At 72.5% G+C, this 24,598-nt stretch carries 23 protein-coding genes; 13 read left to right on the forward strand and 10 right to left on the reverse strand.

The window, feature by feature from the left end; translation table 11 throughout:
* Positions 1 to 125 precede the first annotated feature (125 nt).
* Complete coding sequence (locus OG753_RS26260; RefSeq protein ID WP_301367029.1) at positions 126 to 824, reverse strand: SigE family RNA polymerase sigma factor; 699 nt, start codon at positions 822 to 824, stop codon at positions 126 to 128.
* Positions 825 to 1,012: 188 nt separating this feature from the next.
* On the opposite strand from OG753_RS26260, the gene afsQ1 reads away from it, so the two are divergent.
* Genes afsQ1 through OG753_RS26275 form a run of 3 tightly spaced genes read left to right on the forward strand, consistent with a single transcriptional unit; the run spans position 1,013 to position 3,802 of the window.
* Positions 1,013 to 1,690 (forward strand): two-component system response regulator AfsQ1, encoded by a 678-nt coding sequence (gene afsQ1, locus OG753_RS26265; protein ID WP_063754818.1) that lies wholly within the window; start codon positions 1,013 to 1,015, stop codon positions 1,688 to 1,690.
* 53 nt (positions 1,691 to 1,743) lie between these two features.
* Positions 1,744 to 3,174 carry a HAMP domain-containing sensor histidine kinase gene (locus OG753_RS26270; protein WP_327266907.1) on the forward strand — a complete coding sequence of 477 codons (1,431 nt, stop codon included), beginning with the start codon at positions 1,744 to 1,746 and terminating at the stop codon, positions 3,172 to 3,174.
* Positions 3,167 to 3,802, forward strand: a complete 636-nt coding sequence (locus OG753_RS26275) for a hypothetical protein (RefSeq protein WP_327264133.1) — start codon at positions 3,167 to 3,169, stop codon at positions 3,800 to 3,802. The genes OG753_RS26270 and OG753_RS26275 overlap by 8 nt, the downstream gene beginning before the upstream one ends.
* A 215-nt stretch (positions 3,803 to 4,017) precedes the next feature.
* Here the strand turns inward: OG753_RS26275 and OG753_RS26280 are convergent, their stop codons facing one another.
* From OG753_RS26280 to OG753_RS26290, 3 genes are all read right to left on the reverse strand, one after another.
* On the reverse strand, positions 4,018 to 5,631 hold the full coding sequence (locus OG753_RS26280) for a phospho-sugar mutase (protein ID WP_405792810.1): 1,614 nt from the start codon (positions 5,629 to 5,631) through the stop codon (positions 4,018 to 4,020).
* Between the two features lie 82 nt (positions 5,632 to 5,713).
* A complete protein-coding gene (locus tag OG753_RS26285) occupies positions 5,714 to 6,520 on the reverse strand; it encodes a purine-nucleoside phosphorylase (protein ID WP_327264134.1) in 807 nt (268 codons plus the stop codon).
* A gap of 198 nt (positions 6,521 to 6,718) precedes the next feature.
* Positions 6,719 to 7,156, reverse strand: coding sequence for a gamma-glutamylcyclotransferase (locus OG753_RS26290; protein ID WP_030012228.1), 438 nt, complete (start codon positions 7,154 to 7,156; stop codon positions 6,719 to 6,721).
* A 173-nt stretch (positions 7,157 to 7,329) separates the two neighbouring features.
* Between OG753_RS26290 and OG753_RS26295 the strand changes: the two genes are divergently transcribed.
* Both OG753_RS26295 and OG753_RS26300 read left to right on the forward strand, forming a co-directional pair.
* Entirely contained in the window at positions 7,330 to 8,769 is a 1,440-nt protein-coding gene (locus OG753_RS26295; RefSeq protein WP_052873218.1) for an NAD(P)H-quinone dehydrogenase, read from the forward strand.
* Between the two features lie 175 nt (positions 8,770 to 8,944).
* Positions 8,945 to 9,895 carry a DeoR/GlpR family DNA-binding transcription regulator gene (locus OG753_RS26300; protein WP_189733088.1) on the forward strand — a complete coding sequence of 317 codons (951 nt, stop codon included), beginning with the start codon at positions 8,945 to 8,947 and terminating at the stop codon, positions 9,893 to 9,895.
* A 141-nt stretch (positions 9,896 to 10,036) separates the two neighbouring features.
* Here the strand turns inward: OG753_RS26300 and OG753_RS26305 are convergent, their stop codons facing one another.
* A complete protein-coding gene (locus tag OG753_RS26305) occupies positions 10,037 to 11,800 on the reverse strand; it encodes a biotin carboxylase N-terminal domain-containing protein (RefSeq protein ID WP_327264135.1) in 1,764 nt (587 codons plus the stop codon).
* 752 nt (positions 11,801 to 12,552) lie between these two features.
* Here OG753_RS26305 and OG753_RS26310 point away from each other — a divergent pair.
* Positions 12,553 to 14,145 carry an MFS transporter gene (locus tag OG753_RS26310; RefSeq protein WP_405790351.1) on the forward strand — a complete coding sequence of 531 codons (1,593 nt, stop codon included), beginning with the start codon at positions 12,553 to 12,555 and terminating at the stop codon, positions 14,143 to 14,145.
* A 130-nt stretch (positions 14,146 to 14,275) separates the two neighbouring features.
* The gene (locus OG753_RS26315) at positions 14,276 to 14,752 is read left to right on the forward strand and encodes a hypothetical protein (RefSeq protein ID WP_327264137.1); all 477 of its coding nucleotides are present in this window, start codon (positions 14,276 to 14,278) and stop codon (positions 14,750 to 14,752) included.
* Here OG753_RS26315 and OG753_RS26320 read toward each other — a convergent pair.
* The 4 genes from OG753_RS26320 to OG753_RS26335 all read right to left on the reverse strand — a co-directional run bounded on the left by OG753_RS26320 (position 14,733) and on the right by OG753_RS26335 (position 17,441).
* Entirely contained in the window at positions 14,733 to 15,353 is a 621-nt protein-coding gene (locus OG753_RS26320; protein WP_327264138.1) for a nucleoside triphosphate pyrophosphatase, read from the reverse strand. The two genes, OG753_RS26315 and OG753_RS26320, sit on opposite strands and share 20 nt — an antisense overlap.
* A 52-nt stretch (positions 15,354 to 15,405) precedes the next feature.
* Positions 15,406 to 15,540, reverse strand: coding sequence for a morphogenic membrane protein MmpB (gene mmpB / locus OG753_RS26325; RefSeq protein WP_266353118.1), 135 nt, complete (start codon positions 15,538 to 15,540; stop codon positions 15,406 to 15,408).
* A gap of 80 nt (positions 15,541 to 15,620) precedes the next feature.
* A complete protein-coding gene (locus OG753_RS26330; protein WP_327264139.1) occupies positions 15,621 to 15,830 on the reverse strand; it encodes an acyl-CoA carboxylase epsilon subunit in 210 nt (69 codons plus the stop codon).
* Between the two features lie 18 nt (positions 15,831 to 15,848).
* The gene (locus tag OG753_RS26335; RefSeq protein ID WP_327264140.1) at positions 15,849 to 17,441 is read right to left on the reverse strand and encodes an acyl-CoA carboxylase subunit beta; all 1,593 of its coding nucleotides are present in this window, start codon (positions 17,439 to 17,441) and stop codon (positions 15,849 to 15,851) included.
* Between the two features lie 131 nt (positions 17,442 to 17,572).
* Here OG753_RS26335 and OG753_RS26340 point away from each other — a divergent pair, with 131 nt between their 5' ends.
* From OG753_RS26340 to hutH, 5 genes are all read left to right on the forward strand, one after another.
* Complete coding sequence (locus OG753_RS26340; protein WP_327264141.1) at positions 17,573 to 18,439, forward strand: biotin--[acetyl-CoA-carboxylase] ligase; 867 nt, start codon at positions 17,573 to 17,575, stop codon at positions 18,437 to 18,439.
* A gap of 206 nt (positions 18,440 to 18,645) precedes the next feature.
* Positions 18,646 to 19,815, forward strand: a complete 1,170-nt coding sequence (locus OG753_RS26345; protein WP_383201661.1) for an adenylate/guanylate cyclase domain-containing protein — start codon at positions 18,646 to 18,648, stop codon at positions 19,813 to 19,815.
* 94 nt (positions 19,816 to 19,909) lie between these two features.
* Entirely contained in the window at positions 19,910 to 20,713 is an 804-nt protein-coding gene (locus OG753_RS26350) for an enoyl-CoA hydratase/isomerase family protein (protein WP_405790353.1), read from the forward strand.
* Positions 20,714 to 20,881: 168 nt separating this feature from the next.
* Positions 20,882 to 21,997, forward strand: coding sequence for a GGDEF domain-containing protein (locus OG753_RS26355; protein WP_327264143.1), 1,116 nt, complete (start codon positions 20,882 to 20,884; stop codon positions 21,995 to 21,997).
* A 107-nt stretch (positions 21,998 to 22,104) separates the two neighbouring features.
* Complete coding sequence (hutH, locus tag OG753_RS26360; RefSeq protein WP_405792812.1) at positions 22,105 to 23,646, forward strand: histidine ammonia-lyase; 1,542 nt, start codon at positions 22,105 to 22,107, stop codon at positions 23,644 to 23,646.
* A gap of 64 nt (positions 23,647 to 23,710) precedes the next feature.
* On the opposite strand, the gene OG753_RS26365 is transcribed toward hutH, so the two are convergent.
* Positions 23,711 to 24,049 (reverse strand): hypothetical protein, encoded by a 339-nt coding sequence (locus tag OG753_RS26365; protein WP_327264144.1) that lies wholly within the window; start codon positions 24,047 to 24,049, stop codon positions 23,711 to 23,713.
* A 164-nt stretch (positions 24,050 to 24,213) separates the two neighbouring features.
* Between OG753_RS26365 and OG753_RS26370 the strand changes: the two genes are divergently transcribed.
* Positions 24,214 to 24,498: a hypothetical protein gene (locus OG753_RS26370; protein WP_327264145.1), complete on the forward strand. Its 285-nt coding sequence runs from the start codon at positions 24,214 to 24,216 to the stop codon at positions 24,496 to 24,498.
* Positions 24,499 to 24,598: the final 100 nt, after the last annotated feature.

A 24,598-nucleotide genomic window follows, 5' to 3' on the forward strand; every position in this document is an offset into this window, starting at 1 on the left:
CCGCGGCATGCGAAAAGGCGGGATCAGGCGGACCCCCGTCCGCATGATCCCGCCTTTTCCCCCCGCGACCCCCGCCCCACCCCCGTAGGACGGGCCCCCTGGCCCGATGGCTTTTGTGTGTGCCGTTACGCGACGAGCTCCCCGAAGGACTCCGCCTCGTCACGGCCGAAGCTCAGCGCCTCGTCCTCCCGCAGGCGGCGCAGCGAGCGCCAGATGCTCGACTTCACCGTGCCGACGCTGATGCCGAGGATCTCCGCGATCTCCGGGTCCGTGCGGCCCTCGTAGTAGCGGAGCACCAGCATGGTGCGCTGCGGCTCCGGGATGCGGGTCAGTGCCTGCCACAGGACCGCGCGCAGCTCCGTACCGCGCATCGCGTCCGTGTCGGAGGCCGTCTCCGGCAGTTCCTCGGTCGGGTACTCGTTCAGCTTCCGACGACGCCAGGCGCTGATGTGCAGGTTCGTCATCGTGCGGCGCAGGTAGCCGCCGACGGCAGCCTTGTCGCTGATCCGGTCCCAGGCGCGGTACGTGGAGAACAGCGCGCTCTGCAGCAGGTCCTCGGCCTCGTAGCGGTCGCCGGTGAGGTGGAAGGCCGTCGCGTACAGCGCCGCCCGCCGCTCCTGGACGTACGCCGTGAACTCCGCCTCCGAGGTGGAGGAGGGAGTCTGCTCGGCGGCGGGAACCGCCTGGTACTGGTTTGCGTCAATGGCTACGACGTGGGCCGGCCGGGGACGGGCGACCGCCACCGTACGGACACCCGCCCGGCGGTTCACATCGTGCAGCCGCGTGACAACCGCGCTGGTGGTGGTGCTGTGCAGCGTGTTCATCTCGCGCCCCCCGTCGTGGAGTGTGTCTGCTTCGGTCCGTTGTGCGTTGATAGAAGATTGCCCCGCCGACTTAACCGGGGTGTCCGTCGACTGTCACAGCCCTGTCACAGCGACTTCTGACAGGACCCCGACAGGATCACGTCGCGCGACGGTCGAACTCCCGACTGCCGATGGGACAGAATGAGCCCGTGCCTTTCCTGTTGCTGATCGAGGACGACGACGCCATCCGCACGGCCCTCGAACTCTCCCTGTCTCGCCAGGGCCACCGTGTGGCCACTGCGGCGACGGGCGAGGACGGCCTGAAACTGCTGCGCGAGCAGCGGCCGGATCTGATCGTGCTGGACGTGATGCTGCCAGGGATCGACGGTTTCGAGGTGTGCCGGCGGATCCGCCGCACCGACCAACTGCCGATCATCCTGCTCACCGCGCGCAGCGATGACATCGATGTGGTCGTCGGCCTGGAGTCGGGCGCCGACGACTACGTCGTCAAGCCCGTGCAGGGCCGCGTCCTCGACGCCCGTATCCGTGCCGTGCTGCGCCGCGGCGAGCGCGAGTCGAGCGATTCGGCGAGCTTCGGCTCCCTGGTCATCGACCGTGCCGCCATGACGGTGACGAAGAACGGCGAGGACCTCCAGCTCACCCCGACCGAGCTGCGGCTGCTGCTCGAACTGAGCCGCCGGCCCGGGCAGGCGCTGTCGCGCCAGCAGTTGCTGCGGCTGGTCTGGGAGCACGACTACCTCGGTGACTCGCGGCTCGTCGACGCCTGTGTGCAGCGGCTGCGGGCCAAGGTCGAGGACGTGCCGTCCTCGCCCACCCTGATCCGTACCGTCCGGGGCGTCGGCTACCGCCTGGACTCCCCGCAGTGATCCGGTCGTTGCTCGCGGGCCGGCGCTGGACCAGCCTGCGGCTGCGGCTCCTCATGGTGTTCGCCCTGGTCGCGCTGACGGCCGCCGTCTCCGCCTCCGGGATCGCCTACTGGCTCAACCGGGAGGCGGTCCTCACCCGCGTCCAGGACGCGGCGCTCGGTGACTTCCGGCAGGAGATGCAGAACCGGGCAGCCGCGCTGCCCGCCGATCCCACCGCGGACGAGCTGCAGCGCACCGCCGAGCTGATGGCGGGCAGCAGCCCCGGATACAGCGTGCTGCTGGTTCAGGTGGGCAAGGACAACCGGCAGATCTTCGGCGCGGCGGGCCCCGACTCCTTCGGGCTGGCCGACGTACCGAAGTCCCTGCAGAACGCGGTGAACGACCGGCAGAAGACGACCGCCGCCAACGACTCCGAGTACCACATGTACTGGCAGCGGACGAAGCCGCGCGGCAAGCCGTATCTGGTCGGCGGGACGCGGATCGTGGGCGGCGGGCCCACCGGTTACATGTACAAGTCGCTCGCGCAGGAGCGGGACGACCTGAACGCGCTGGGCTGGTCGCTGACGATCGCCACCGGTCTCGCGCTGCTCGGCTCGGCGCTGCTGGCGCAGGCCGCGGCCCGTACGGTGCTCAAGCCCGTGCAGCGGCTCGGGGACGCGGCGCGACGGCTCGGCGAGGGCGAGCTGGACCACCGCCTGGACGTGTCGGGCACGGACGAACTCGCCGATCTGTCGCACACCTTCAACAAGACGGCCGAGGCGCTGGAGAAGAAGGTCGCCGACATGAGCGCGCGCGAGGAGGCCAGTCGGCGTTTCGTCGCGGACATGTCGCACGAGCTGCGGACGCCGCTGACCGCGCTGACGGCGGTGGCGGAAGTGCTGGAGGAAGAGGTCGACGACCTCGATCCGATGATCGCACCGGCCGTCGCACTGGTCGTCAGCGAGACGCGCCGCCTCAACATCCTGGTGGAGAACCTGATGGAGGTCACCCGCTTCGACGCGGGTACGGCCAAGCTGGTGCTGGACGACGTGAACGTCGCCGACCAGGTCACCGCCTGCATCGACGCCCGGGCCTGGCTCGACGCGGTCGAACTCGACGCCGAGCGGGGCATCGTGGCCCGGCTCGACCCGCGCCGCCTCGACGTCATCCTCGCCAACCTGATCGGCAACGCGCTCAAGCACGGCGGCTCGCCGGTCCGGGTCTCGGTGACGGTGGACGACGAGTGGCTGGTGATCGCGGTGCAGGACAACGGACCGGGCATTCCCGAGGAGGTCCTGCCGCACGTCTTCGACCGGTTCTACAAGGCGAGCGCGTCACGGCCGAAATCGGACGGCAGCGGGCTCGGCCTGTCGATCGCCGTGGAGAACGCGCACATCCACGGCGGCGACATCACCGCCGCCAACGTGGCGGGCGGCGGGGCGCTGTTCACGCTGCGGCTGCCGGTGGACGTGGGGAAGGTGATCGAGGGTGACGCGGATGCGTAGGGCTCTGCCGGTGGTACCGGCGGTGCTGGTCCCGTTCGTCGCGGTGGCGCTGCTCGCGACATCGGCCTGCGGGATCCGGGCGACGACCGTACCGGTGGACGTGGGCGCGGCCCCGTCACGGGTCTCGTGCGACACCCAGGAGCAGCCGGCCGGGGTGCAGGGCTTCCGGGCCACGGTGGAACTCGTCTGCGGATCGCAGCTGGTGGGCGTGTCACGAGTGGTGCCGGTGCCCGAGAAGAAGCCGGTACGGGACCCCATGGCGATGGTGGCGCAGGCGCTGCTGGAGGCACTGGAGCGGACGCCGAGCTCGGAGGAGCGGGACGCCGGCTTCTCCAGCGAGGTACCGGCCGGACTGTCGGCCGGAGCGCCGAGGCCGGGCGACCCGGCGGGCACGGTGCGGCTCAGCCGCAAGCCGGAGGACCTGCCGCCGGTGGCCCTCTCGCAGATCGTGTGCACCCTGGCGGGCAGCGAGGCGCTGAAGGCGGGACCGGGCCCGGTGGTCCTGGGCGGCCCGGACGCGGATCCGCCGCGGGCGTGGGAGTGCACGGACGCGGTCCGCTCGCGGCCGGAGTCGGTGCCGACGCTGGGCGAGATCGCCCGCCCGACGCCGAGCCCCGCCCCCTCCTGACGGCCGGTCGCGCCGCGGGCGCACTGCCCCGGGGCCGGAGAACGCGAAGGCCCGGTCCCGCCGGACGGGGCGGGACCGGGCCGGGCAGGGGGCCGAAGCCCCGGCCGCGCGCCCGACGGACGGAGTCCGGCGCAGCGGCGCGCTGTGACACGAGCCGCTCCGCGGCGTGGCGGAGAGGCCCCTGGAGCCGAGGCGCGCGAGCGCCGCGGGGAGAATCAGATGCCCATGGCCGCGGAGAGGTCCTTCTTGATCGCGTCCAGGACCTCCTGGCCGCGGACGCGGGCCGCCGCCAGGTCGGAGGCCTCGGCCACCGGGACCACGACCTCCAGGTAGCACTTCAGCTTGGGCTCGGTACCCGACGGGCGGGCGATGACCCGGGCCTTGTACGTGCCGTCCAGGTAGTAGCGCAGGCCGTCCGTGGGCGGGAGGGCCTCCGTGCCCTTGGACAGGTCCTCCGCCGAGACCACCCGCAGGCCCGCGAGCGACACCGGCGGCTGCGCGCGCAGCGCCGCCATCGCGTCGGCGATGATCGACAGGTCCGAGACGCGCACCGACAGCTGGTCGGTGGCGTGCAGGCCGTGGGCCATCGCCAGGTCGTCCAGCAGATCGGTCAGGGTGCGGCCCTGCTCCTTGAGCACCGAGGCCAGCTCCGCCACCAGCAGGGCGGCGGTGACGCCGTCCTTGTCGCGGACGCCCTCGGGGTCCACGCAGTAGCCGAGCGCCTCCTCGTAGCCGTAGCGCAGGCCCTCGACCCGGGCGATCCACTTGAAGCCGGTGAGGGTCTCCTCGTAGCCGACGCCCGCCGCCTCCGCGATCCGGCCCAGGAGGCTGGAGGAGACGATCGACTCGGCGAAGACGTTGTCGCGGCCGGAGACGCCCTTGTGGACCAGGTGCGCCGCGAGCAGCGCGCCGACCTCGTCGCCGCGCAGCATCCGCCAGCCGTCCGCCGTGGGCACGGCCACGGCGCAGCGGTCCGCGTCCGGGTCGTTGGCGATCACGATGTCGGGCTGGACCTCGGCGGCCTTCGCGAAGGCCAGGTCCATCGCGCCCGGCTCCTCCGGGTTGGGGAACGCCACCGTCGGGAAGGCCGGGTCGGGCTCGGCCTGCTCGGCGACGAGCACCGGCTCCGGGAAGCCGTGCCGGGCGAAGGCCGCCATCACGACGTCCTTGCCGACGCCGTGCATGGCCGTGTAGACCGTCCGCACGCCCCGGGGGGAGCCGGGGGTCAGGACGGCGTCCGTGCGCGCGAGGTAGGCCTCCAGGACCTCGTCACCGAGTTCCTGCCAGCCGGACTCCGGGCGCGGTACGTCGGCCAGCTTCTCGACCGCCGCGATCTGCGCCGCGATCTCGGTGTCGGCCGGGGAGACGATCTGCGAGCCGTCGCCGAGGTAGACCTTGTAGCCGTTGTCCCGGGGAGGGTTGTGGCTCGCGGTCACCTCGACGCCGGCGACGGCGCCGAGGTGCCTTATCGCGTACGCGAGGACGGGCGTCGGCAGTGGGCGGGGCAGGAGGGCCGCGCGCAGCCCGGCGCCGGTCATGACGGCCGCGGTGTCGCGGGCGAAGTCCGCCGACTTGTAGCGGGCGTCGTAGCCGACGACGACCAGGCCGCCGTCGTGGCCCCGGGCCTTCAGGTAGGCCGCGAGGCCCGCCGCGGCCCGGATGACCACGCCGCGGTTCATCCGCATCGGGCCCGCGCCGATCTCACCGCGCAGTCCGGCGGTGCCGAACTGCAGGGTGCCCGAGAACCGGTCCGCGAGCTCCGCGGTGTCACCCGACTCGATGAGCGCGGCCAGCTCCGCCGCGGTCTCCGGGTCCGGGTCCTCGGCCATCCAGGCCTGCGCCCGGGTGATCAGGTCGTCCTGTGCCTGTGCCTGTTCCTGCACTGCTTCCGCCTTACCTCTCGTACGTCGATCAGATGCGGGCGAGGACCTGCGTCAGCAGCGTGCCCATGCGGGCGGCCGAGTCGCGGCCGGCCTGGAGGACCTCTTCGTGGTTCAGCGGCTCGCCGGACAGGCCCGCCGCCAGGTTGGTGACCAGGGAGATGCCGAGCACCTCGGCGCCGGCCTCACGGGCTGCGATGGCCTCCAGCACGGTGGACATGCCGACCAGGTCGGCGCCCATGACGCGGATCATGTTGATCTCGGCCGGGGTCTCGTAGTGCGGGCCGGGGAACTGGACGTAGACGCCCTCTTCGAGGGTCGCGTCGATCTCCTTGCACATCGCGCGCAGGCGCGGCGAGTACAGGTCGGTGAGGTCGACGAAGTTCGCGCCGACGATCGGCGAGGTGGCCGTCAGGTTGAGGTGGTCGCTGATCAGGACGGGCTGGCCGGGCTTCATGCCCTCGCGCAGACCGCCGCAGCCGTTGGTCAGCACGATGGTCTTGCAACCGGCGGCGACGGCGGTGCGCACGCCGTGGGCGACGGCGGCGACGCCGCGGCCCTCGTAGTAGTGGGTCCGGCCGAGGAAGACCAGGGCGCGCTTGTCGCCGATCTTGTACGAGCGGATCTTGCCGCCGTGGCCCTCGACCGCGGCGGGCGGGAACCCGGGCAGCTCGGTGACGAGGAACTCGGCCTCAGGGGCGCCGAGCGCCTCTGCGGCGGGGGCCCATCCGGAGCCCATCACGAGGGCGACATCGTGGGTGTCCACGCCGGTCAGCTCGCGCAGGCGGGCGGCTGCGGCGTCGGCGGCGGCGAAGGGGTCGGTAACAGATGCGTTCACGCGGACGAGCGTAACTCCTTCGGGCCTACGCGCGTAGATGGCACAGCTCACGGTGTTCGGATCGTTGCCTTGTCGTTTCCGCCGAATCGTCCCCGGGGGCGGCGGGCCAAAGGACCGGGGCTCCGCGCCGGGCCCCGCGCCTCGAACGCCGGCGGGCACGGCCCGGGGCGGCGGCGGTGGCCGAGTGCCCCGCAGGGGTCAGCAGGGGCGCTTGCGGATTTCCATCACGTAGTCGTGCGGGGCGCCCGCGGACTCGGCGGCATCCGCGATCTCGCCCAGGTAGCGCGCGGAGGGCAGACCGCCCTCGTAGCCGTTGAGGACGTACACCCAGGCCGCCTCCTCGCCGTCCAGGGTGTGCACGCGCACCCGCATGCGGCGGTAGATGTCGAGTCCGACACCCTCCCAGCGGTCCATCGAGTCCTCGTCGAGCGGCGCGATGTCGTACAGCGCCACGAAGACCTGGTGGCGCGGTGCTTCGACGATCGTGGCCAGGGCGCCCTCCCAGCCCATCTGCTCGCCGCCGAAGGTCAGCCGCCAGTCGTTGATCCAGCCCGTGCCGCGCAGCGGCGAATGCGGAGCGCGGCGCGTCATCAGCCGCGGGTCGAGGTTGCCGGCGTACGCGGCGTAGAGCGACATGTCGTCGAGAGTACGGGAGGGGCGCCGGTGCACGCGTGCCCGGATGGCGGGACCGGGCGCGAAGCACCTTGAAGCGTGCGGGACAATGGAGCACGGAATGCATCCCCCGGGGAGACCCCCCGGAACCCCGGCCGGGGCGGCAGCCGGCCGGGTAGACGTGAGGCGGACTTTTCGTGACCCGGATCGTGATCATCGGCGGCGGACCCGGCGGGTATGAGGCAGCCCTGGTGGGGGCCCAGCTCGGCGCGGAGGTGACCGTCGTCGACTGCGACGGTCTGGGCGGGGCCTCGGTCCTGACCGACTGCGTACCTTCCAAGACTCTGATCGCGACCGCCGAGGTGATGACGACCTTCGACTCCTCGTACGAGGAGCTCGGAATCGTCGTCGCGGACGACACCCCGCACATCGAGCAGGCCGCGCGCGTCGTCGGCGTGGACCTCGGCAAGGTGAACCGGCGCGTCAAGCGCCTCGCGCTCGCCCAGTCGCACGACATCACCGCCTCCGTCACCCGGGCCGGCGCCCGCGTGGTGCGCGGCCGAGGCAAGCTCGGCGGGCCGCAGGGCATCGACGGCACCCGGGACGTCATCGTCACCGCGGCCGACGGCTCGGAGACGATCCTGACGGCGGACGCGGTCCTGATCGCGACCGGCGGCACCCCGCGCGAGATCCCCGACGCGATGCCCGACGGCGAGCGGATCCTGAACTGGACCCAGGTCTACGACCTCGACGAGCTCCCCGAGGAGCTCATCGTGGTCGGCTCCGGTGTCACGGGCGCCGAGTTCGCCGGTGCCTACCAGGCTCTCGGATCCCGGGTGACCCTCGTCTCCTCGCGCGACCGCGTGCTGCCCGGTGAGGACCCGGACGCCGCCGCCGTGCTGGAGGACGTCTTCCGGCGCCGCGGCATGAACGTCGTCGGGCGCTCCCGCGCCGAGTCCGCCAAGCGGGTCGGCGACCGGGTCGAGGTCACCCTCTCCGACGGCCGGGTGCTGACCGGGACCCACTGCCTGATGGCGGTCGGCGCGATCCCGAACACCAAGAACATGAACCTGGAGGAGTCCGGGGTCCGGCTCAAGGACTCCGGGCACATCTGGACCGACAAGGTCTCGCGCACCTCCGCGCCCGGCGTGTACGCCGCCGGTGACGTCACGGGCGTCTTCGCGCTCGCGTCGGTCGCGGCCATGCAGGGCCGCATCGCGATGTACCACTTCCTCGGCGACGCGGTGGCCCCGCTGAACCTGAAGACGGTGTCCTCGAACGTCTTCACCGACCCCGAGATCGCCACTGTGGGTTACACCCAGGCGGACGTGGACGCCGGCAAGATCGACGCCCGCGTGGTGAAGCTCCCGCTGCTGCGCAACCCGCGCGCCAAGATGCAGGGCATCCGGGACGGCTTCGTGAAGATGTTCTGCCGTCCGGGCACCGGGATCGTCGTCGGCGGCGTGGTCGTCTCCCCGCGCGCGAGCGAGCTGATCCACCCCATCTCGATCGCGGTCGACAACAATCTGACGGTCGAGCAGATCGCAAACGCGTTCACCGTGTACCCCTCGCTGTCGGGCTCGATCGCCGAGGTGGCCCGCCAGCTGCACACGCGGAAGGCCGCCGGGGAGGCGTGAGCCCCGCTAACCGCCGCACACCGTAAGGGGTTTGGGGCGGGGCGCGATGTCGTGGCCCGATGTTCACGCAACTCTCGGACTGCGTATACCACTAGTCGCCCCGCCTTATGGACAACTTCGGAATTCCGGCGCAAAGAGCTGAAAGCAGACGGTCGTTGGGGTTACTGTCAGTTTCGTGTTCGCTGCAGAACGTCGCCAATTGATCCTCGAAATGGTGCGGGCCAACGGAGCGGTATCGCTCCGGGAGCTCGCCCGCGTCGTCCAGACCTCCGAAGTGACCGTACGGCGGGACGTGCGGGCACTGGAGGCAGAAGGACTCCTCGACCGCCGGCACGGCGGTGCGGTCTTGCCGGGCGGTTTCACGCGGGAGTCCGGCTTTCCGCAAAAGTCCCATCTCGCGACGGCGGAGAAGACCGCCATTGCCGATGTCGCCGCCTCCCTCGTCGAAGAGGGCGAGGCCGTCGTCGTCGGCGCGGGCACCACGACCCAGGAGCTGGCCCGCCGGCTCGCCCGAGTGCCCGGACTGACCGTCGTCACCAACTCCCTGCTCGTCGCCCAGGCCCTGGCCCACGCGAACCGGGTGGAGGTGGTCATGACCGGCGGCACGCTGCGCGGGTCCAACTACGCCCTCGTGGGAAGCGGAGCCGAACAGTCCCTCCAGGGGCTGCGGGTGTCCCGGGCCTTCCTGTCCGGCAGCGGCCTGACCGCCGAGCGCGGGCTGTCCACGTCCAACATGCTGTCCGCCAGCGTGGACCGGGCGCTGGTGCAGGCGGCGGCGGAGGTGGTGGTGCTGGCCGACCACACGAAGCTCGGTACGGACACCATGTTCCAGACCGTGCCGACCGATGTGATGACACGTCTGGTGACGGACGAGCCGCCACCGCACGACGACCGGGCGGGTACGGAGCTGCAGGCGCTGGCGGACCAGGGCGTGCAGATCACCGTGGCCGGCGGAGCCGTGGCCTCCGGCGGTGTGGACGGTATGCAGGGGCGGCGGCCGCGCCGCGAGTCGCCGCTGCCGGTGCAGAGGCGGGGCGGGCCGACCGCGCAGCTGCGCAGTGCCGCCGGCGGGATGCTGGAGCCGCAGGCGGAGCGGGCCCGCGTGGCCGACATGCGCCGCCGCTAGGTCCTACGGATCGGCTCGCCGGGGGCGCCGCCCCCGTACGTCGAACGCCGGCGGGGCTGGAACATCCAGCCCCGCCGGCGTTCGACGTACGGGGGACGGGGCTCCCGGGGTGGATGCCCCCGGGAGCCCCGTCCAACGGCGTCAGTCCTTGATCTCGCAGATCGCCGCGCCCGACGTGACCGATGCGCCGACCTCGGCCGAGAGGCCGACGACGGTGCCGGAGCGGTGCGCGTTGAGCGGCTGCTCCATCTTCATGGCCTCGAGTACGACGACCAGGTCGCCCTCGTTGACCTGCTGGCCCTCTTCGACCGCGACCTTGACGATCGTGCCCTGCATCGGCGATGCCAGGGTGTCGCCGGAGGCGGCCGGGCCGGACTTCTTGGCCGCGCGGCGCTTCGGCTTCGCGCCACCGGCGGCGGCCGTGCGGGCCAGGGTCATGCCCAGCGAGGACGGGAGCGAGACCTCGAGGCGCTTGCCGCCGACCTCGACGACCACCGTCTCGCGGCCCGGCTCGTCCTCGATGTCGTCCGCGGCCGGGGCCGTGAACGCCGGGATCTCGTTGACGAACTCGGTCTCGATCCACCGGGTGAAGACGGTGAAGGGGCTGCCGTCCGTGGGGGCGAACGCCGGGTCGGCGACGACCGCACGGTGGAAGGGGATGGCGGTGGCCATGCCCTCGACCTCGAACTCGGCGAGCGCGCGGGCCGCGCGCTGGAGGGCCTGCTCGCGGGTGGCGCCGGTGACGATCAGCTTGGCCAGGAGCGAGTCCCAGGCCGGGCCGATCACGGAGCCGGACTCGACGCCCGCGTCGAGGCGGACACCGGGGCCGGTGGGGGCGTTGAACTTGGTGACCGTGCCGGGGGCCGGGAGGAAGCCGCGGCCCGGGTCCTCGCCGTTGATGCGGAACTCGATGGAGTGACCGCGCAGGACCGGGTCGCCGTAGCCGAGCTCCTCGCCGTCGGCGATGCGGAACATCTCGCGGACCAGGTCGATGCCGGCGACCTCTTCGGTGACCGGGTGCTCGACCTGGAGGCGGGTGTTGACCTCGAGGAAGGAGATCAGGCCGTCGGCGGAGACGAGGAACTCGACGGTGCCGGCGCCGACGTAGCCGGCTTCCTTCAGGATGGCCTTGGAGGCGGCGTACAGCTCCGCGTTCTGAGCGTCGGTCAGGAACGGTGCCGGGGCCTCCTCCACGAGCTTCTGGTGGCGGCGCTGCAGGGAGCAGTCACGGGTCGACACCACGACGACGTTGCCGTGCGAGTCGGCCAGGCACTGGGTCTCGACGTGACGCGGCTTGTCGAGGTAGCGCTCGACGAAGCACTCGCCGCGGCCGAAGGCGGCGACGGCCTCGCGGACGGCGGAGTCGTAGAGCTCCGGCACCTCTTCGAGGGTGCGGGCGACCTTCAGGCCGCGACCGCCACCGCCGAAGGCGGCCTTGATCGCGATCGGCAGGCCGTGCTCCTTGGCGAAGGCGACGACCTCGTCGGATCCGGAGACCGGGTCCGGCGTACCGGCGACCAGCGGCGCGCCGGCGCGCTGTGCGATGTGACGGGCGGCCACCTTGTCACCGAGGTCACGGATGGCCTGCGGCGGCGGGCCGATCCAGGTCAGGCCGGCGTCGATCACGGCCTGGGCGAATTCGGCGTTCTCGGAGAGGAAGCCGTATCCGGGATGGATGGCGTCCGCACCGGAGTCGGCTGCGGCCTGGAGGACCTTGGAGATGTCCAGGTAGCTGGCGGCCGGGGTGTCACCGCCCAACGCGAAAGCTTCGTCGGCCGCGCGGACGTGCAGAGCGTCCCGGTCCGGATCGGCGTAGACGGCTACGCTCGCGATCCCGGCGTCCCGGCAGGCCCGAGCAACGCGGACAGCGATTTCGCCACGGTTGGCGATGAGCACCTTGCGCACGATGGCTCCCTCCTTGAAACAAGCTGAGTTTAGGGACAGCCCACACGGCCTTTCGACCCTTCCCCGGTGGTGACCTTGCCCACACAGAGTGTGATGCGAGGGCCGATCCGCCGGAGAACCCTTGTGGCGCCCCAGGTCAGGGGGATCCCCGACTGCACAGTAACCCCGTCGTGTATCCAAGGTCTCTGTCCCACCGGTCAGCGGCCCCGGGTGATTCTTTGTCGAGTCCCTACGAACGGCCCACGGTTTCTTTGCGGTCGTGAGAGGAGTTGTCCCCTTGTTTACTGATTGGTAGCCCCGTTGTCCCGCAGGGCGAACCGGAAGAACACCGTACCCACAGCGATGCGGCCCACAGCGGCCCGGACGGGCGACAGCGCGCCGGGCGTGTACTGCGGATGGTCGACACGGGGCCCGGCGGCCGCGGGGGAAGCGCTCACCGGACGGCCCCGCCGGCGGTTCGTCGCCGGCGCAAACGAAGCCCTCCGCGGCGCGTCCATGATCACGGACGCGGCGGGCCGGCAACCCGGGCGGGGCGAACGGCGTCTTGCAGGCGGCGAGGAAACACCGCGCGGAGCGCGCCCCAGCACGGCGCGGCACGACCGAGACGAGGACGAGGCGATGGCGTCAGTGCCCTTCTTACCGGGGCCCCTTCCCGACCGGTGCGAAGCGGCCGGTGGGTTCTTCCGTACGAACGCCCGCTCGGACGGTGCACGCCGCGCGGCGCCGGTTCACGACCGGGAAGCGTGCGAGGGGTGAGCGCCGGGACGAAGACGCCGACGGACCCGGAAGGGCGCCGGGTCCTGTCGGCCGCACTGTTCGCGAGCGCCCCGGCGGAGGTGCTCGACTTCCTGCTCCCCCTGTGGGCGGGGTCGACGCTGCAGGCCGGAGCCTCCGCGGTCGGCGCCCTCGTCGCCTTCGAGGCGGCGCTCTCGCTCCTCGTGCGCCCGCTGGCCGGGGAGCTGGCGGACCGCTTCGACCAGCGGCGGGTGGCCGCGGCCGGTGCGGTGCTGTACGCCCTGTCGTTCGCCGGGTACGCGCTCGCCGACTCGCTGGGGGCGGCCTTCGTCGCGGCGGGCCTGGGCGGCGCGGGCGGAGCCCTGTTCTGGGTCGCGCTGCGGGCCTGGACCGGGCAGCGGTCCAAGGGCAGCACCTCCGCCTACGGGAAGCTGCTGTCCGCGGAGGGGAAGGGCGCCTTGGCCGGCTACCTGGTGGCGTTCTCCCTGCTCGAACGCGGCGGCTACCCGCTGCTGTTCTGGCTGGGCAGCGCCGCCTGCGCGGTGGCCGCGGCCTCGCTGCTGCGCGGGCCCCACCGACGGCCGGCCCGCGCCGGGGGGCCGGACGGGACGGACGGGGCGGGCCGCGCCGGCGTGACGGGCCGCACGGGCCGCACGGGCAGGCGGGGAGCCGCGGAGCGCCGACTGCTGCCGCTGATGCTGGTGTCCGCGGTGACGGCCGCGGCCGAGGCGGGGCTGTGGATGCTCCTGCTGCTGCGGCTCCAGGCGGAACTGGAGCTGAGCCCGAACGAGATCGCGCTGGTCCTCGCCCCCGGCTTCCTGGTGTTCGTCCTGCTGCCGGAGCACGCCCACCACCTCACCGGCCGGCTGGGCCGTACGCCGACCATGGTCGCCTCGTTCGCGGCGAGCGCGCTGTTCGCCGCGGGGCTCGCAGTCGTGTCCGGGCCTCTGGCGATCGCCGCCCTCTGGGCCGTGGCCGCCGCCTGCTTCGCCGCGCAGATCCCGGTCGAGCAGGCGACCGTCGCCGCCGCGTCCGGCGGCCGGATCGGCCGGGGCATGGGGCTCTACGAGAGCGCCCGCCTGGCCGGTGTGGTGGCCGGGCCGCTGCTGATGGGCGTGCTCTACGAGGAACTCGGCTGGGCCGCCGCCTGCGCCGCGGCGGCGGCCACCTCGGCACTGGGGGCCGTCGTGGTGCCGTACGCGATCCGCACGCTGCGCCTGCCGGCCGAGAACAGGAACCCCAAGGGGCCCGGGACGTCCGGGCCCCGGACCGCGACCGCGGGAGAGGACGGAGAAGACATGGGCATGGACATGAGCGGGCCGGAACCGGCGCAGCCCTCGGCCGGGGCCGTCACCGGGCCCCGGGACCACGCACGCAAGGAGCGGCGGGACTGGTACGTCCACACGGCCGCGTTCGCGCTGGGCCAGCTGATCCTGTGGGCCCTGGACTCCAGCTGGCTCGTGTGGCAGATCACGGACGGCGGCGTGCCGGACGATCGGCGCGGACCGCTGGTCTGGTTCGGCCGGATCTGGCTCACCGTCTGGGTCATCGACACGATCTGGTCGTGGTCGTACACCGTCTGGCCGAGGGAGAAGAAGGCGAAGGCGTAGCCCCGCCGTACGGCGGCGCGCGCGGGGCGGTGCCCGGGAACCGGGCGGTGCGCACGTCTTGTCCCGCGCGCTACCCGTTAGTAGCCTCCAGGCGTCGAACAGGCTTGTGACACGTGGGGGGTGGGGCATCGTGCTGCGAAGACTCGTGGCCGGACTGGCTGCGATCGTGCTCGTCGTGGAAGCGGCGGTACTCGTGCTCGTCCACATCGTGCTGGGCCGGACCACGGCGAACCAGTCGATGTCCATCGCGGGCAGCGACCCGGACGTCATGTCCAAGGCGACCTACGGCATGGGCGCGGGCATGGGTGCCTTCCTCGTCCTGTGCGCCGTGATCGCCGCCGTCACCGCGATCCGCGACCGCTCCCCGAACCGGTTCGGCCGCATCGTGCTCATCAGCGCCGCCGTCACCCACGGAGTGCTCGGCACCCTCGTCGTCGGCCTGGTCGGCTGGGCCGCTTTCGCCGTGATGATGCTGATCCTGTGTCTGCTCGTCCTGATCCTGACCCTCTACGCCGCCCGGCGGGGCGGCGAGGGCGACGCGGGCACAGACAACCCGCCGCTGCCGCCCGCGCCGCCGTTCGGGGAGCTCAAGCCCACAAGTCCGTGATGGACAGGTCCAGTTCGCCGAGCAGGGAACGCAGCAGCGGCAGCGACAGGCCGATCACGTTGCCGTGGTCCCCGTCGATCCCGTCGATGAACGGCGCCGACAGCCCGTCCAGGGTGAACGCCCCCGCCACGTGCAGCGGCTCCCCGCTCGCCACGTACGCCGCCACCTCCGCGTCCGTCGGCTCGCCGAACCGGACCGTCGTGGACGCCGTGGCCGAAACCTGACGGCCGTCCGCCGTGTCGATCACGCAGTGCCCGGTGCGCAGGACGCCGGACCGGCCGCGCATCGACTTCCAGCGGGCGGTGGCCTCGTCGGCGTCCGCCGGCTTGCCCAGCGCCTCGCCGTCCAGTTCCAGCACCGAGTCGCAGCCGATCACCAGGGCGCCCGCGGCCTCGTCCAGGCCCGCGACGACGGCCGCCTTCGCCTCCGCCAGCGCCAGCGCCAGGGCGGCCGGTTCGTCGTGGTTCAGCGTGTCCTCGTCGAAGCCGCTGACGATCACGTGCGGGGCGAGCCCGGCCTGCCGCAGCAGGTTCAGCCGGGCGGGGGAGGCGGAGGCGAGGACGAGCTTGCGCCCGGTCGCGGGCTCAGGTGTGGCAGTCATGGAGGCCATCGTAGGCGCGGCCCGCGAGCCCGGGGTGATCGGCAGGACACCCCTAGAAGTGGCCCACGCCCAGGACGTACACCACCACGAGCATGGCGAGGGCGAGCACCACGGTCAGCCGCCGGATCATCGCCTGCGCATCGCGCATGTCCTTGGGCGGCTCGTTCTTCGGGTCGGACCAGAGCATGCCCCGATCCTGGCCCCGCACAGGGGTGTGGCGCCTGAGTACGGGTACTCAGGCGCCACCGTCCGTTCACATCAATTCGGCTACGCGGGCCAGTACGTACGGCCCCAGGCCCGCGGCCCCGGATGCGGCACCCGGCGCCGTGCCACCCGGGCCGGCGCCGACCATGCGTCCGTGACCGGCGGGGCGTCCGGCGTTGCCATGGCCAGCATCGCCGCCCGCGCCTGGACCACTGCCAGTGCGGCGGCCAGCTCCTCCGGGGTCGGGTTGCCCTTGACGACCTTGATCACCACAGAGTCCTCCTGGACGGGCTAGAGCGGGATGTTGCCGTGCTTCTTCGGCGGCAGGGACTCCCGCTTGGTGCGCAGCTGCCGGAGCCCCTTCACCACGTGCGCCCGGGTCTCGGACGGCATGGTCACCGCGTCGATGTACCCGCGCTCGGCCGCCGTGTACGGGTTGAGCAGCGCGTCCTCGTACTCGGTGATGAGCCGTGCCCGGGTCTCCTCCACCTCCTCGGGAGCGGCCTCCGCGATGGTGCGGCGGTGCAGGATGTTCACCGCGCCCTGAGCACCCATGACGGCGATCTGAGCGGTCGGCCAGGCCAGGTTGAGGTCCGCGCCGAGGTGCTTGGAGCCCATGACGTCGTACGCGCCGCCGAAGGCCTTGCGGGTGATGACCGTGATCAGCGGAACGGTGGCCTCGGCGTACGCGTAGATCAGCTTCGCGCCGCGCCGGATGATTCCGTTGTACTCCTGGTCGGTGCCGGGAAGGAAGCCCGGGACGTCCACGAAGGTCAGCACCGGGATGTTGAAGGCGTCGCAGGTCCGGACGAACCGCGCCGCCTTCTCGGAGGCGTTGATGTCCAGGCAGCCGGCGAACTGCATCGGCTGGTTGGCGACGATGCCGACCGGGTGGCCCTCGACGCGGCCGAAGCCGGTGAGGATGTTCGGCGCGAAGAGCGACTGCGTCTCCAGGAACTCCGCGTCGTCGAGCACGTGCTCGATCACGGTGTGCATGTCGTACGGCTGGTTCGCGCTGTCCGGGATCAGGACGTCGAGCTCGCGGTCGGTGTCGGAGACCTCCGTGTCCGCCTCCTCCGGGAAGGCGGGCGGCTCGGAGAGGTTGTTCGACGGCAGGTACGCGAGCAGTGACTTCACGTACTCGATGGCGTCCTTCTCGTCGCCCGCCATGTGGTGCGCGACACCGGACGTGCTGTTGTGGGTGCGCGCCCCGCCCAGCTCCTCGAAGCCGACGTCCTCGCCGGTGACCGTCTTGATGACGTCCGGGCCGGTGATGAACATGTGCGAGGTCTGGTCGACCATGACCGTGAAGTCCGTGATGGCCGGGGAGTACACGGCGCCGCCCGCGCAGGGCCCGACGATCAGGCTGATCTGCGGGATCACGCCCGAGGCGTGGACGTTGCGGCGGAAGATCTCGCCGTACATGCCCAGGGCGCTGACGCCCTCCTGGATACGGGCGCCGCCGGAGTCGTTGATGCCGACGAGCGGGCAGCCGGTCTTCAGCGCGAAGTCCATGACCTTCATGATCTTCTGGCCGTAGGTCTCGCCGAGGGCCCCGCCGAAGACGGTGAAGTCCTGCGAGAACACGGCCACCGGCCGGCCGTCCACCGTGCCGTAGCCGGTGACGACGCCGTCGCCGTAGGGGCGGGTCTTCTCCAGCCCGAAGTTGGTGGAGCGGTGCCGGGCGAACTCGTCCAGCTCGACGAAGGATCCCTCGTCCAGCAGCAGGGCTACCCGCTCACGCGCCGTCAGCTTGCCCTTGGCGTGCTGCTTCTCCACGGCACGCGCGGATCCGGCGTGGGTGGCTTCGTCGATGCGGCGCTGCAGATCCGCGATCTTGCCCGCGGTGGTGTGCATGTCGATCGGCTCTGACGGATGTGACATCGGGGTCGCGGCTCCCTGCGTGGTGTCAACTGCCTGGTCAATTGATTGACTACTGCTGGCTACTGGTGCGTAGCGTATCGGCGGGCATGGCGCTCGGCAGTGCGGCGTTTGACACACCTACATTGGGTTGCATGACGCCATCAGATGCCTCAGCAGGAGCTTCCTCCGGTCGTTGGTCGAGCCTGGACCGGCCGCCGCTCAATGCCGCCGCCCTCACGCGGGCGCTCGTCACCGGGGACGGTCTGTGGACCTCGCTGGAGGTCGTCGCCAGTACCGGGTCCACCAATACCGACCTTGCCACGCGGGCGGCGCAGCTGCCCGAGGGAGCCGTGTTCGTCGCCGAGGAGCAGAGCGCCGGGCGGGGGCGGCTCGACCGGAGCTGGGTCGCTCCCGCGCGCTCGGGGCTGTTCTTCTCCGTCCTGTTCAAGCCGGGCGACGCGGTGCCGCAGGAGCGGTGGGGGTGGCTGACCCTGCTGGCCGGCGTGGCCACCGCGACGGGGCTGTCCCGGGCGGCCGGCGTGGACACCGCCCTCAAGTGGCCCAACGACCTGCTGGTCAGCGTCGAGGGCGAGGAGCGCAAGACCGGCGGGATTCTCGCCGAGCGGGTCGCGGACGGCGTGGTCATCGGCATCGGGCTCAACGTCACGCTGACGGAGGACGAGCTGCCGGTACCGACCGCGGGGTCGCTGGCGCTGGCCAAGGCCTCCGTGACCGACCGGGACCCGCTGCTGCGGGCCGTCCTGCGGTCCCTGGAGGAGTGGTACGGGAGGTGGCGCGCGGCCGCCGGCGACCCCGCGGCCAGCGGTCTCCAGGAGACCTACGCGGCGGGCTGCGCGACTCTGGGCCGGCACGTCCGCGCGGAGCTGCCCGGCGGGCGCATCCTCACCGGAACGGCCGAAGCGGTGGACACCGATGGCCGCCTCGTGATCCGTACGGCCGAGGGACAGCACGAGGCGGTGGGCGCGGGCGACGTCGTCCACCTGCGTTCCGTGCACTGACGCGGGAGCGGGCGCCGCACCCGGCACCCGGGTGCGGCGCCGCCCGGGGCCCGGCCGCGGGCCGCGCACCGCGGTCGCGGGCGGGCCGGAAGCGGGGAGGGGGAGTGAGCTACGGCACACCTGCCGTATGGTTTAGGCGATCCCGGTGCTCGTGGTGATCAACCGGTTCGCAGGGCAGTGCGCACGGAATGGACAGGAGGCGGCCCTTGACCGTCGACGACCCTACGTCCAGCGCGTCCGCGGCCCCCGGCGGCGGCTCCGCCTCCGGCCCGGGTACCCCGATCGGCCGCGACCAGCACACTCCGCACCACGAGGTCGATCACACGGCCCAGCCGACGGCGGATCCGCTCGCCATCCGGCTGGAGCAGCTGATCCTCGGTGCCGAGCGCCGCTACACCCCGTTCCAGGCGGCCCGGAGCGCGGGCGTGTCCATGGAGCTGGCCTCGCGCTTCTGGCGGGCCATGGGCTTCGCCGACATCGGGCAGGCCCGGGCGCTGACCGAGGCCGACGTGCTGGCCCTGCGCCGGCTGGCCGGTCTGGTGGAGGCCGGGCTGCTGTCCGAGCCGATGGCCGTGCAGGTGGCGCGGTCCACCGGGCAGACGACCGCCCGGCTGGCCGAATGGCAGATCGACTCGTTCCTGGAGGGGCTGACGGAGCCGCCGGAGCCGGGCATGACCCGTACGGAGGTCACGTACCCGCTGGTGGAGCTGCTGCTGCCCGAGCTGGAGGAGTTCCTCGTCTACGTGTGGCGGCGCCAGCTGGCGGCCGCGACCGGGCGCGTGGTGCAGGTGGCCGACGACGACGAGATGGTCGACCGGCGGCTCGCGGTGGGCTTCGCCGACCTGGTGGGCTTCACGCGCCTGACGCGGCGGCTGGAGGAGGAGGAGCTCGGCGAGCTGGTCGAGTCCTTCGAGACGACCGCGGCGGACCTGGTGGCCGCGCACGGCGGCCGGCTGATCAAGACCCTCGGTGACGAGGTGCTGTACTGCGCCGACGACGCGGCCACGGCGGCGGAGATCGCGCTGCGGCTCATCGAGACCATGGAGCTCGACGCGCAGATGCCCGAGCTGCGGGTCGGGATCGCCTTCGGCACGGTGACCACCCGGATGGGCGATGTCTTCGGCACCACGGTGAACCTGGCCAGCCGGCTGACGTCGATAGCCCCCAAGGACGCGGTCCTGGTGGACGGGGCGATGGCCGAGGAGCTCTCCCGGACCGGGGCGGCCCCGGTGTCGGAGAAGGAGGCGGAGACGTCGCCCGACGAGGGTGCGTCCTACCGCTTCGCGCTGCAGCCGATGTGGCAGCGGCCGGTGCGCGGGCTCGGCGTCGTGGAGCCCTGGTCGCTGACGCGGCGGAAGCGGGCGGGCGCGGGGTAGCGCGGGCCGGGCGTGGTGAGACCGCAGGCCCTGCCCGTTTCGGCCGGGAGCCCCTAGGATCCCCGGGTAACGTTCGTTAACCGGGAGGGTTCCTATGGCGTCCGAGGCCGTGTCCGAGTCGGAGTTCGTGGCGGTACGCCGCCACGAGGGCGGGGTCGCCGAGCTGGTCCTGGACCGCCCCAAGGCGATGAACGCCGTGTCGACCGCGATGGCCCGCGCCATCGGGGCGGCCTGTGCGGAGCTCGCCGCCGACCGGTCCGTACGCGTGGTCGTGCTCTCCTCCGCGGCGGAGCGGGCCTTCTGCGTCGGGGCGGACCTCAAGGAGCGGAACTCGCTCTCGGACGCCGAGCTGGTGCGGCAGCGGCCCACCACGCGCGGGGCGTACGGGGGCGTGCTGGAGCTGCCGATGCCCACGATCGCGGCCGTGCACGGGTTCGCGCTGGGCGGCGGCTTCGAGCTGGCCCTGGCCTGCGATGTGATCGTCGCCGACGAGACCGCGGTGGTGGGTCTGCCCGAGGTGTCGGTGGGCGTGATCCCCGGCGGCGGAGGTACGCAGCTGCTGCCGCGCCGGGTGGGTGCGGCGCGGGCCGCCGAGCTGATCTTCACCGCGCGCCGGGTGGAGGCCGCCGAGGCGCTGTCCCTGGGGCTGGTGGACTCGGTGGTCGCGGCCGGGCAGGACACGGCCGAGGCCCTCGCCCTGGCGTCCCGGATGGCGGCTAACTCCCCGGTGGGTCTGCGGGCCGCCAAGCGGGCGCTGCGGCTGGGCCACGGGATGGACCTGGCGGCCGGTCTGGAGATCGAGGACGCGGCCTGGCGGACGGTGGCCTTCTCCGGCGACCGGGCGGAGGGCGTGGCGGCGTTCAACGAGAAGCGCAGGCCGAACTGGCCGGGGGAGTAGCCACCCGGCTGCGGGGCGCCGGACGGGCCCGGCTCACGGGCGAGGGCCCGGCTCACGCGCGGGGCCCGGCTCGCGCGCAGCCCCCGTCGATCACCCCTGGTGATCTTGGAAGCACCCAAAGTCGTGCCAATTGTCTCCAAATCTGACAAAAGTCCCTAGCCTGGGGTGATGGGAGTTGACGGGCGGCTACGGGCCGTGGTGGGACTCGCTCAGGCGATGGCCGCGGCGTGCGCGCCGCGGGACAGCGTGCGGGCGGCCGCGCGGGGGGCCCGCGTGGCGCTGGACGGCTCGTTCGCCGCGATCTCCGCGTGGGAGCGGGAGCGGGGGCGCCTGCGGGTCCTGGTGAACGAGGGGGAGCGGCGGGCCGGCGAGGAGGAGTTCCCCGAGGACGAGTCGTACCCCGTGCACGACTTTCCCGAGATCACCGAGTTCCTGCACGAGCGGTGGGTGGGCGGCGGCGGCCCGCACGCCTGGGTGGAGAGCGCCGTCGGTGACCGGCCGGGGCGGCGCGGGGAGGCCCTGCGCCGCCGGGGCCGCGGGACCTGCGTGGTGGCGCCCGTCGTGCTCAGCGGGCGGGCCTGGGGCGAGCTGTACGTCGCCCGGGACGAGGGGCTGCCCGACTTCGACGAGGACGACGCCGAGTTCGCCACCGTGCTCGCCGCCGTGGTCGCGGCCGGTCTCGCGCAGAACGAGCGGCTGGAGGAGGCCCGGCGGCTCGCCTTCACCGACCCGCTGACCGGGCTCGCGAACCGGCGGGCGGTCGACATGCGCCTCGACGAGGCCCTGGAGGAGCACCGGCGGACCGGGGTGGTCGTCAGCCTCGTCGTGTGCGACCTGAACGGCCTGAAGAAGGTCAACGACACCCTCGGCCACGCCATGGGCGACCGGCTGCTGGAGCGGTTCGGGTCGGTCCTGAGCCTGTGCGGGGCCATGCTGCCCGGATCGCTGGTGGCCCGCCTCGGCGGCGACGAGTTCTGCCTGGTCGGGGTCGGTCCGACGGCGGACGAGATGGTGCGCGTCACCGAGGAGGTGTGCACCCGGGCCGCCGAGCTGGAACTGGGCGAGGGGGTGGCCTGCGGGGTGGCCTCCACCGGGGATCCGATCGGGCCGGTGAAGTCCTCCCGGAGGCTCTTCAGGCTCGCGGACGCCGCCCAGTACAAGGCGAAGGCCGCGCGCTCGCCCAAGCCGGTGGTGGCGGGGCGGGACACCGCGGTGGTCCGGCTCGCGGACGCCGCCGCCCAGGAGGCTCCCGGGGAGCGGCGCCGCTTCCGGGGCCGCCAGTGACCGGCCGCCCGCGGCCCCGGCCCGTAAGGGGTCCAGCCGCCGCGCGATCGTGACAGGTTCAGCTAGTGACATGAAGCGATTCAATCCGTAGGGTGCTGAATATGGATATGCACACTGTCGTGGTGGGGACGTCCGGGACCACTGCCGAGGACGTCATCGCCGTAGCGCGCGGCAACGCGCGGGTCGAGCTCTCCGCCGAGGCGCAGGACGCACTCGCCCGTGCCCGTGAGATCGTCGACGCCCTCGCCGCCAAGCCCGAGCCCGTCTACGGGGTGTCCACCGGGTTCGGTGCGCTCGCCTCCCGGCACATCAGCCCCGAGCTGCGTGCCCAGCTCCAGCGCAACATCGTCCGCTCGCACGCCGCCGGCATGGGCCCGCGCGTCGAGCGCGAGGTCGTCCGTGCGCTGATGTTCCTGCGCCTGAAGACCGTCGCCTCCGGTCACACCGGCGTACGCCCCTCCGTCGCGCAGACCATGGCCGACGTGCTCAACGCCGGGATCACCCCGGTCGTCCACGAGTACGGCTCCCTCGGCTGCTCCGGCGACCTCGCGCCGCTGTCCCACTGTGCGCTCGCCCTCATGGGCGAGGGTGACGCCGAGGGCCCGGACGGCACCGTCCGCCCCGCCGGCGAGCTGCTCGCCGAGGCGGGCATCGAGCCCGTCGTGCTCCGCGAGAAGGAGGGCCTGGCCCTCCTCAACGGCACCGACGGCATGCTCGGCATGCTGGTCATGGCGCTCGCCGACCTCGGCAGGCTCTACACCTCCGCCGACATCACCGCCGCGCTGACGCTGGAGGCGCTGCTCGGCACGGAGAAGGTGCTCCAGCCCGAGCTGCACGCCATCCGCCCGCACCCCGGTCAGGGCGCCTCCGCCGCGAACATGGCCGCCGTCCTGAAGGGCTCCGGGCTCGTCCGCCACTACCAGGAGGAGACCGCCCCGCGCGTGCAGGACGCCTACTCCGTGCGCTGCGCCCCGCAGGTCGCCGGCGCGGGCCGCGACACCATGGCGCACGCCGCCGTGGTCGCCTCCCGCGAGCTGGCCGCCGCCGTCGACAACCCGGTGGTCCTGCCCGACGGCCGCGTGGAGTCCAACGGCAACTTCCACGGGGCCCCGGTCGCCTACGTGCTGGACTTCCTCGCCATCGCGGCCGCCGACCTCGGCTCCATCGCCGAGCGCCGCACCGACCGGCTGCTCGACAAGAACCGCTCGCACGGTCTGCCGCCGTTCCTCGCGGACGACGCCGGCGTGGACTCCGGTCTGATGATCGCCCAGTACACGCAGGCCGCCCTGGTCAGCGAGATGAAGCGGCTCGCGGTGCCGGCCTCGGCCGACTCGATCCCCTCCTCCGCCATGCAGGAGGACCACGTCTCGATGGGGTGGTCGGCCGCGCGCAAGCTCCGTACCGCCGTCGACAACCTGACGCGGATCATCGCCATCGAGTTGTACGCGGCCACCCGCGCCATCGAGCTGCGCCACGGGCTGACCCCCGCCCCGGCCAGCCAGGCCGCGATCGCGGCCGCCCGTGCGGCCGGTGTGGAGGGTCCCGGGCCGGATCGTTTCCTCGCCCCCGACCTGGCCGCGGCCGACGCGTTCGTCCGCAGCGGCGGCCTCGTCGCCGCCGTGGAGCCGGTGACGGGTCCGCTCGCCTGACGAAGGCTGCGTACGCGGCGAAGGGCCGCCCCGGGATCCGTCCCGGGGCGGCCCTTCGCCGTGGTCAGGGCGTGTGCGAGCGGCGGACCGAGAAGGCGACGAACCCGGCCCCGACGCCGAGGAAGAGCGTGCCGCCCAGGAGGTAGGGGGTGGTGTCGACGGATCCGGTGGCGGCGAGCAGCGGCTGCGCGGCCGGTTCGGCGGAGGTCCCCGTGACCGTTCCGGGGGCGCCGGAGGAGTCGGTGGCGTCGGTGGCCGTTCCCGCGGCGTTCGCGCCCGTGGGCACGCCTGAGCGGGTCTCCGTGGCCCCCGGTGAGGTCGCGCCCGCGGAGGGCACGAACCACAGGGCGGCGAGGAGGGTGGTCGCTCCGAGAGCGGTGAGCAGCGGTCGGCGTGCGGACACGGTGCGATCCCCCTTGTGGCAGCAGCGAATTGGCCGTGTGCGGTGATGCTACGGAAAGGGGCGGGTCGTGGGAAAGTCGGGGCTGCCGCGGGCTTACTCTCCGTCGTATGAACTCTTCTGAGACATCACGATACGTACGGCTTCGGGTGGATTTGGTTCTTGAGGTGCCGGACGTTCAGGCACTCACCGGAGCCGCCCTCGCGCACATCAAGGCCGACGAGTTCATGCCGGACGAGGAGCGCGGCCACGCCGAGTCCGCCGTCCGGGAGGACGAGTCGGAGGCCCTCGCCTACCTCGTCGACCCCACTGACCTGGTCGCGGAGATCCCGGGCGTGGAGCTCGCCCAGGCCTCCTGGAGCAGCGAGCCCGTCGAATACGACCCCGAGTCGATGGAGTGGGACCTGGACGAGGAAGATGGGGACTTCGACGAGGAACCCGACAACGCCTGACCGTGTGGTGGCCCACATCCCAACGGAATGTGGAACCGGCCCGCGCCGTTAACGCGTTGTCAGGACCAGGCAGGGGGTTCGTCCCCCTGCCGGGCCAATC

Source organism: Streptomyces sp. NBC_00029 (assembly GCF_045160505.1).
Classification (GTDB): domain Bacteria; phylum Actinomycetota; class Actinomycetes; order Streptomycetales; family Streptomycetaceae; genus Streptomyces.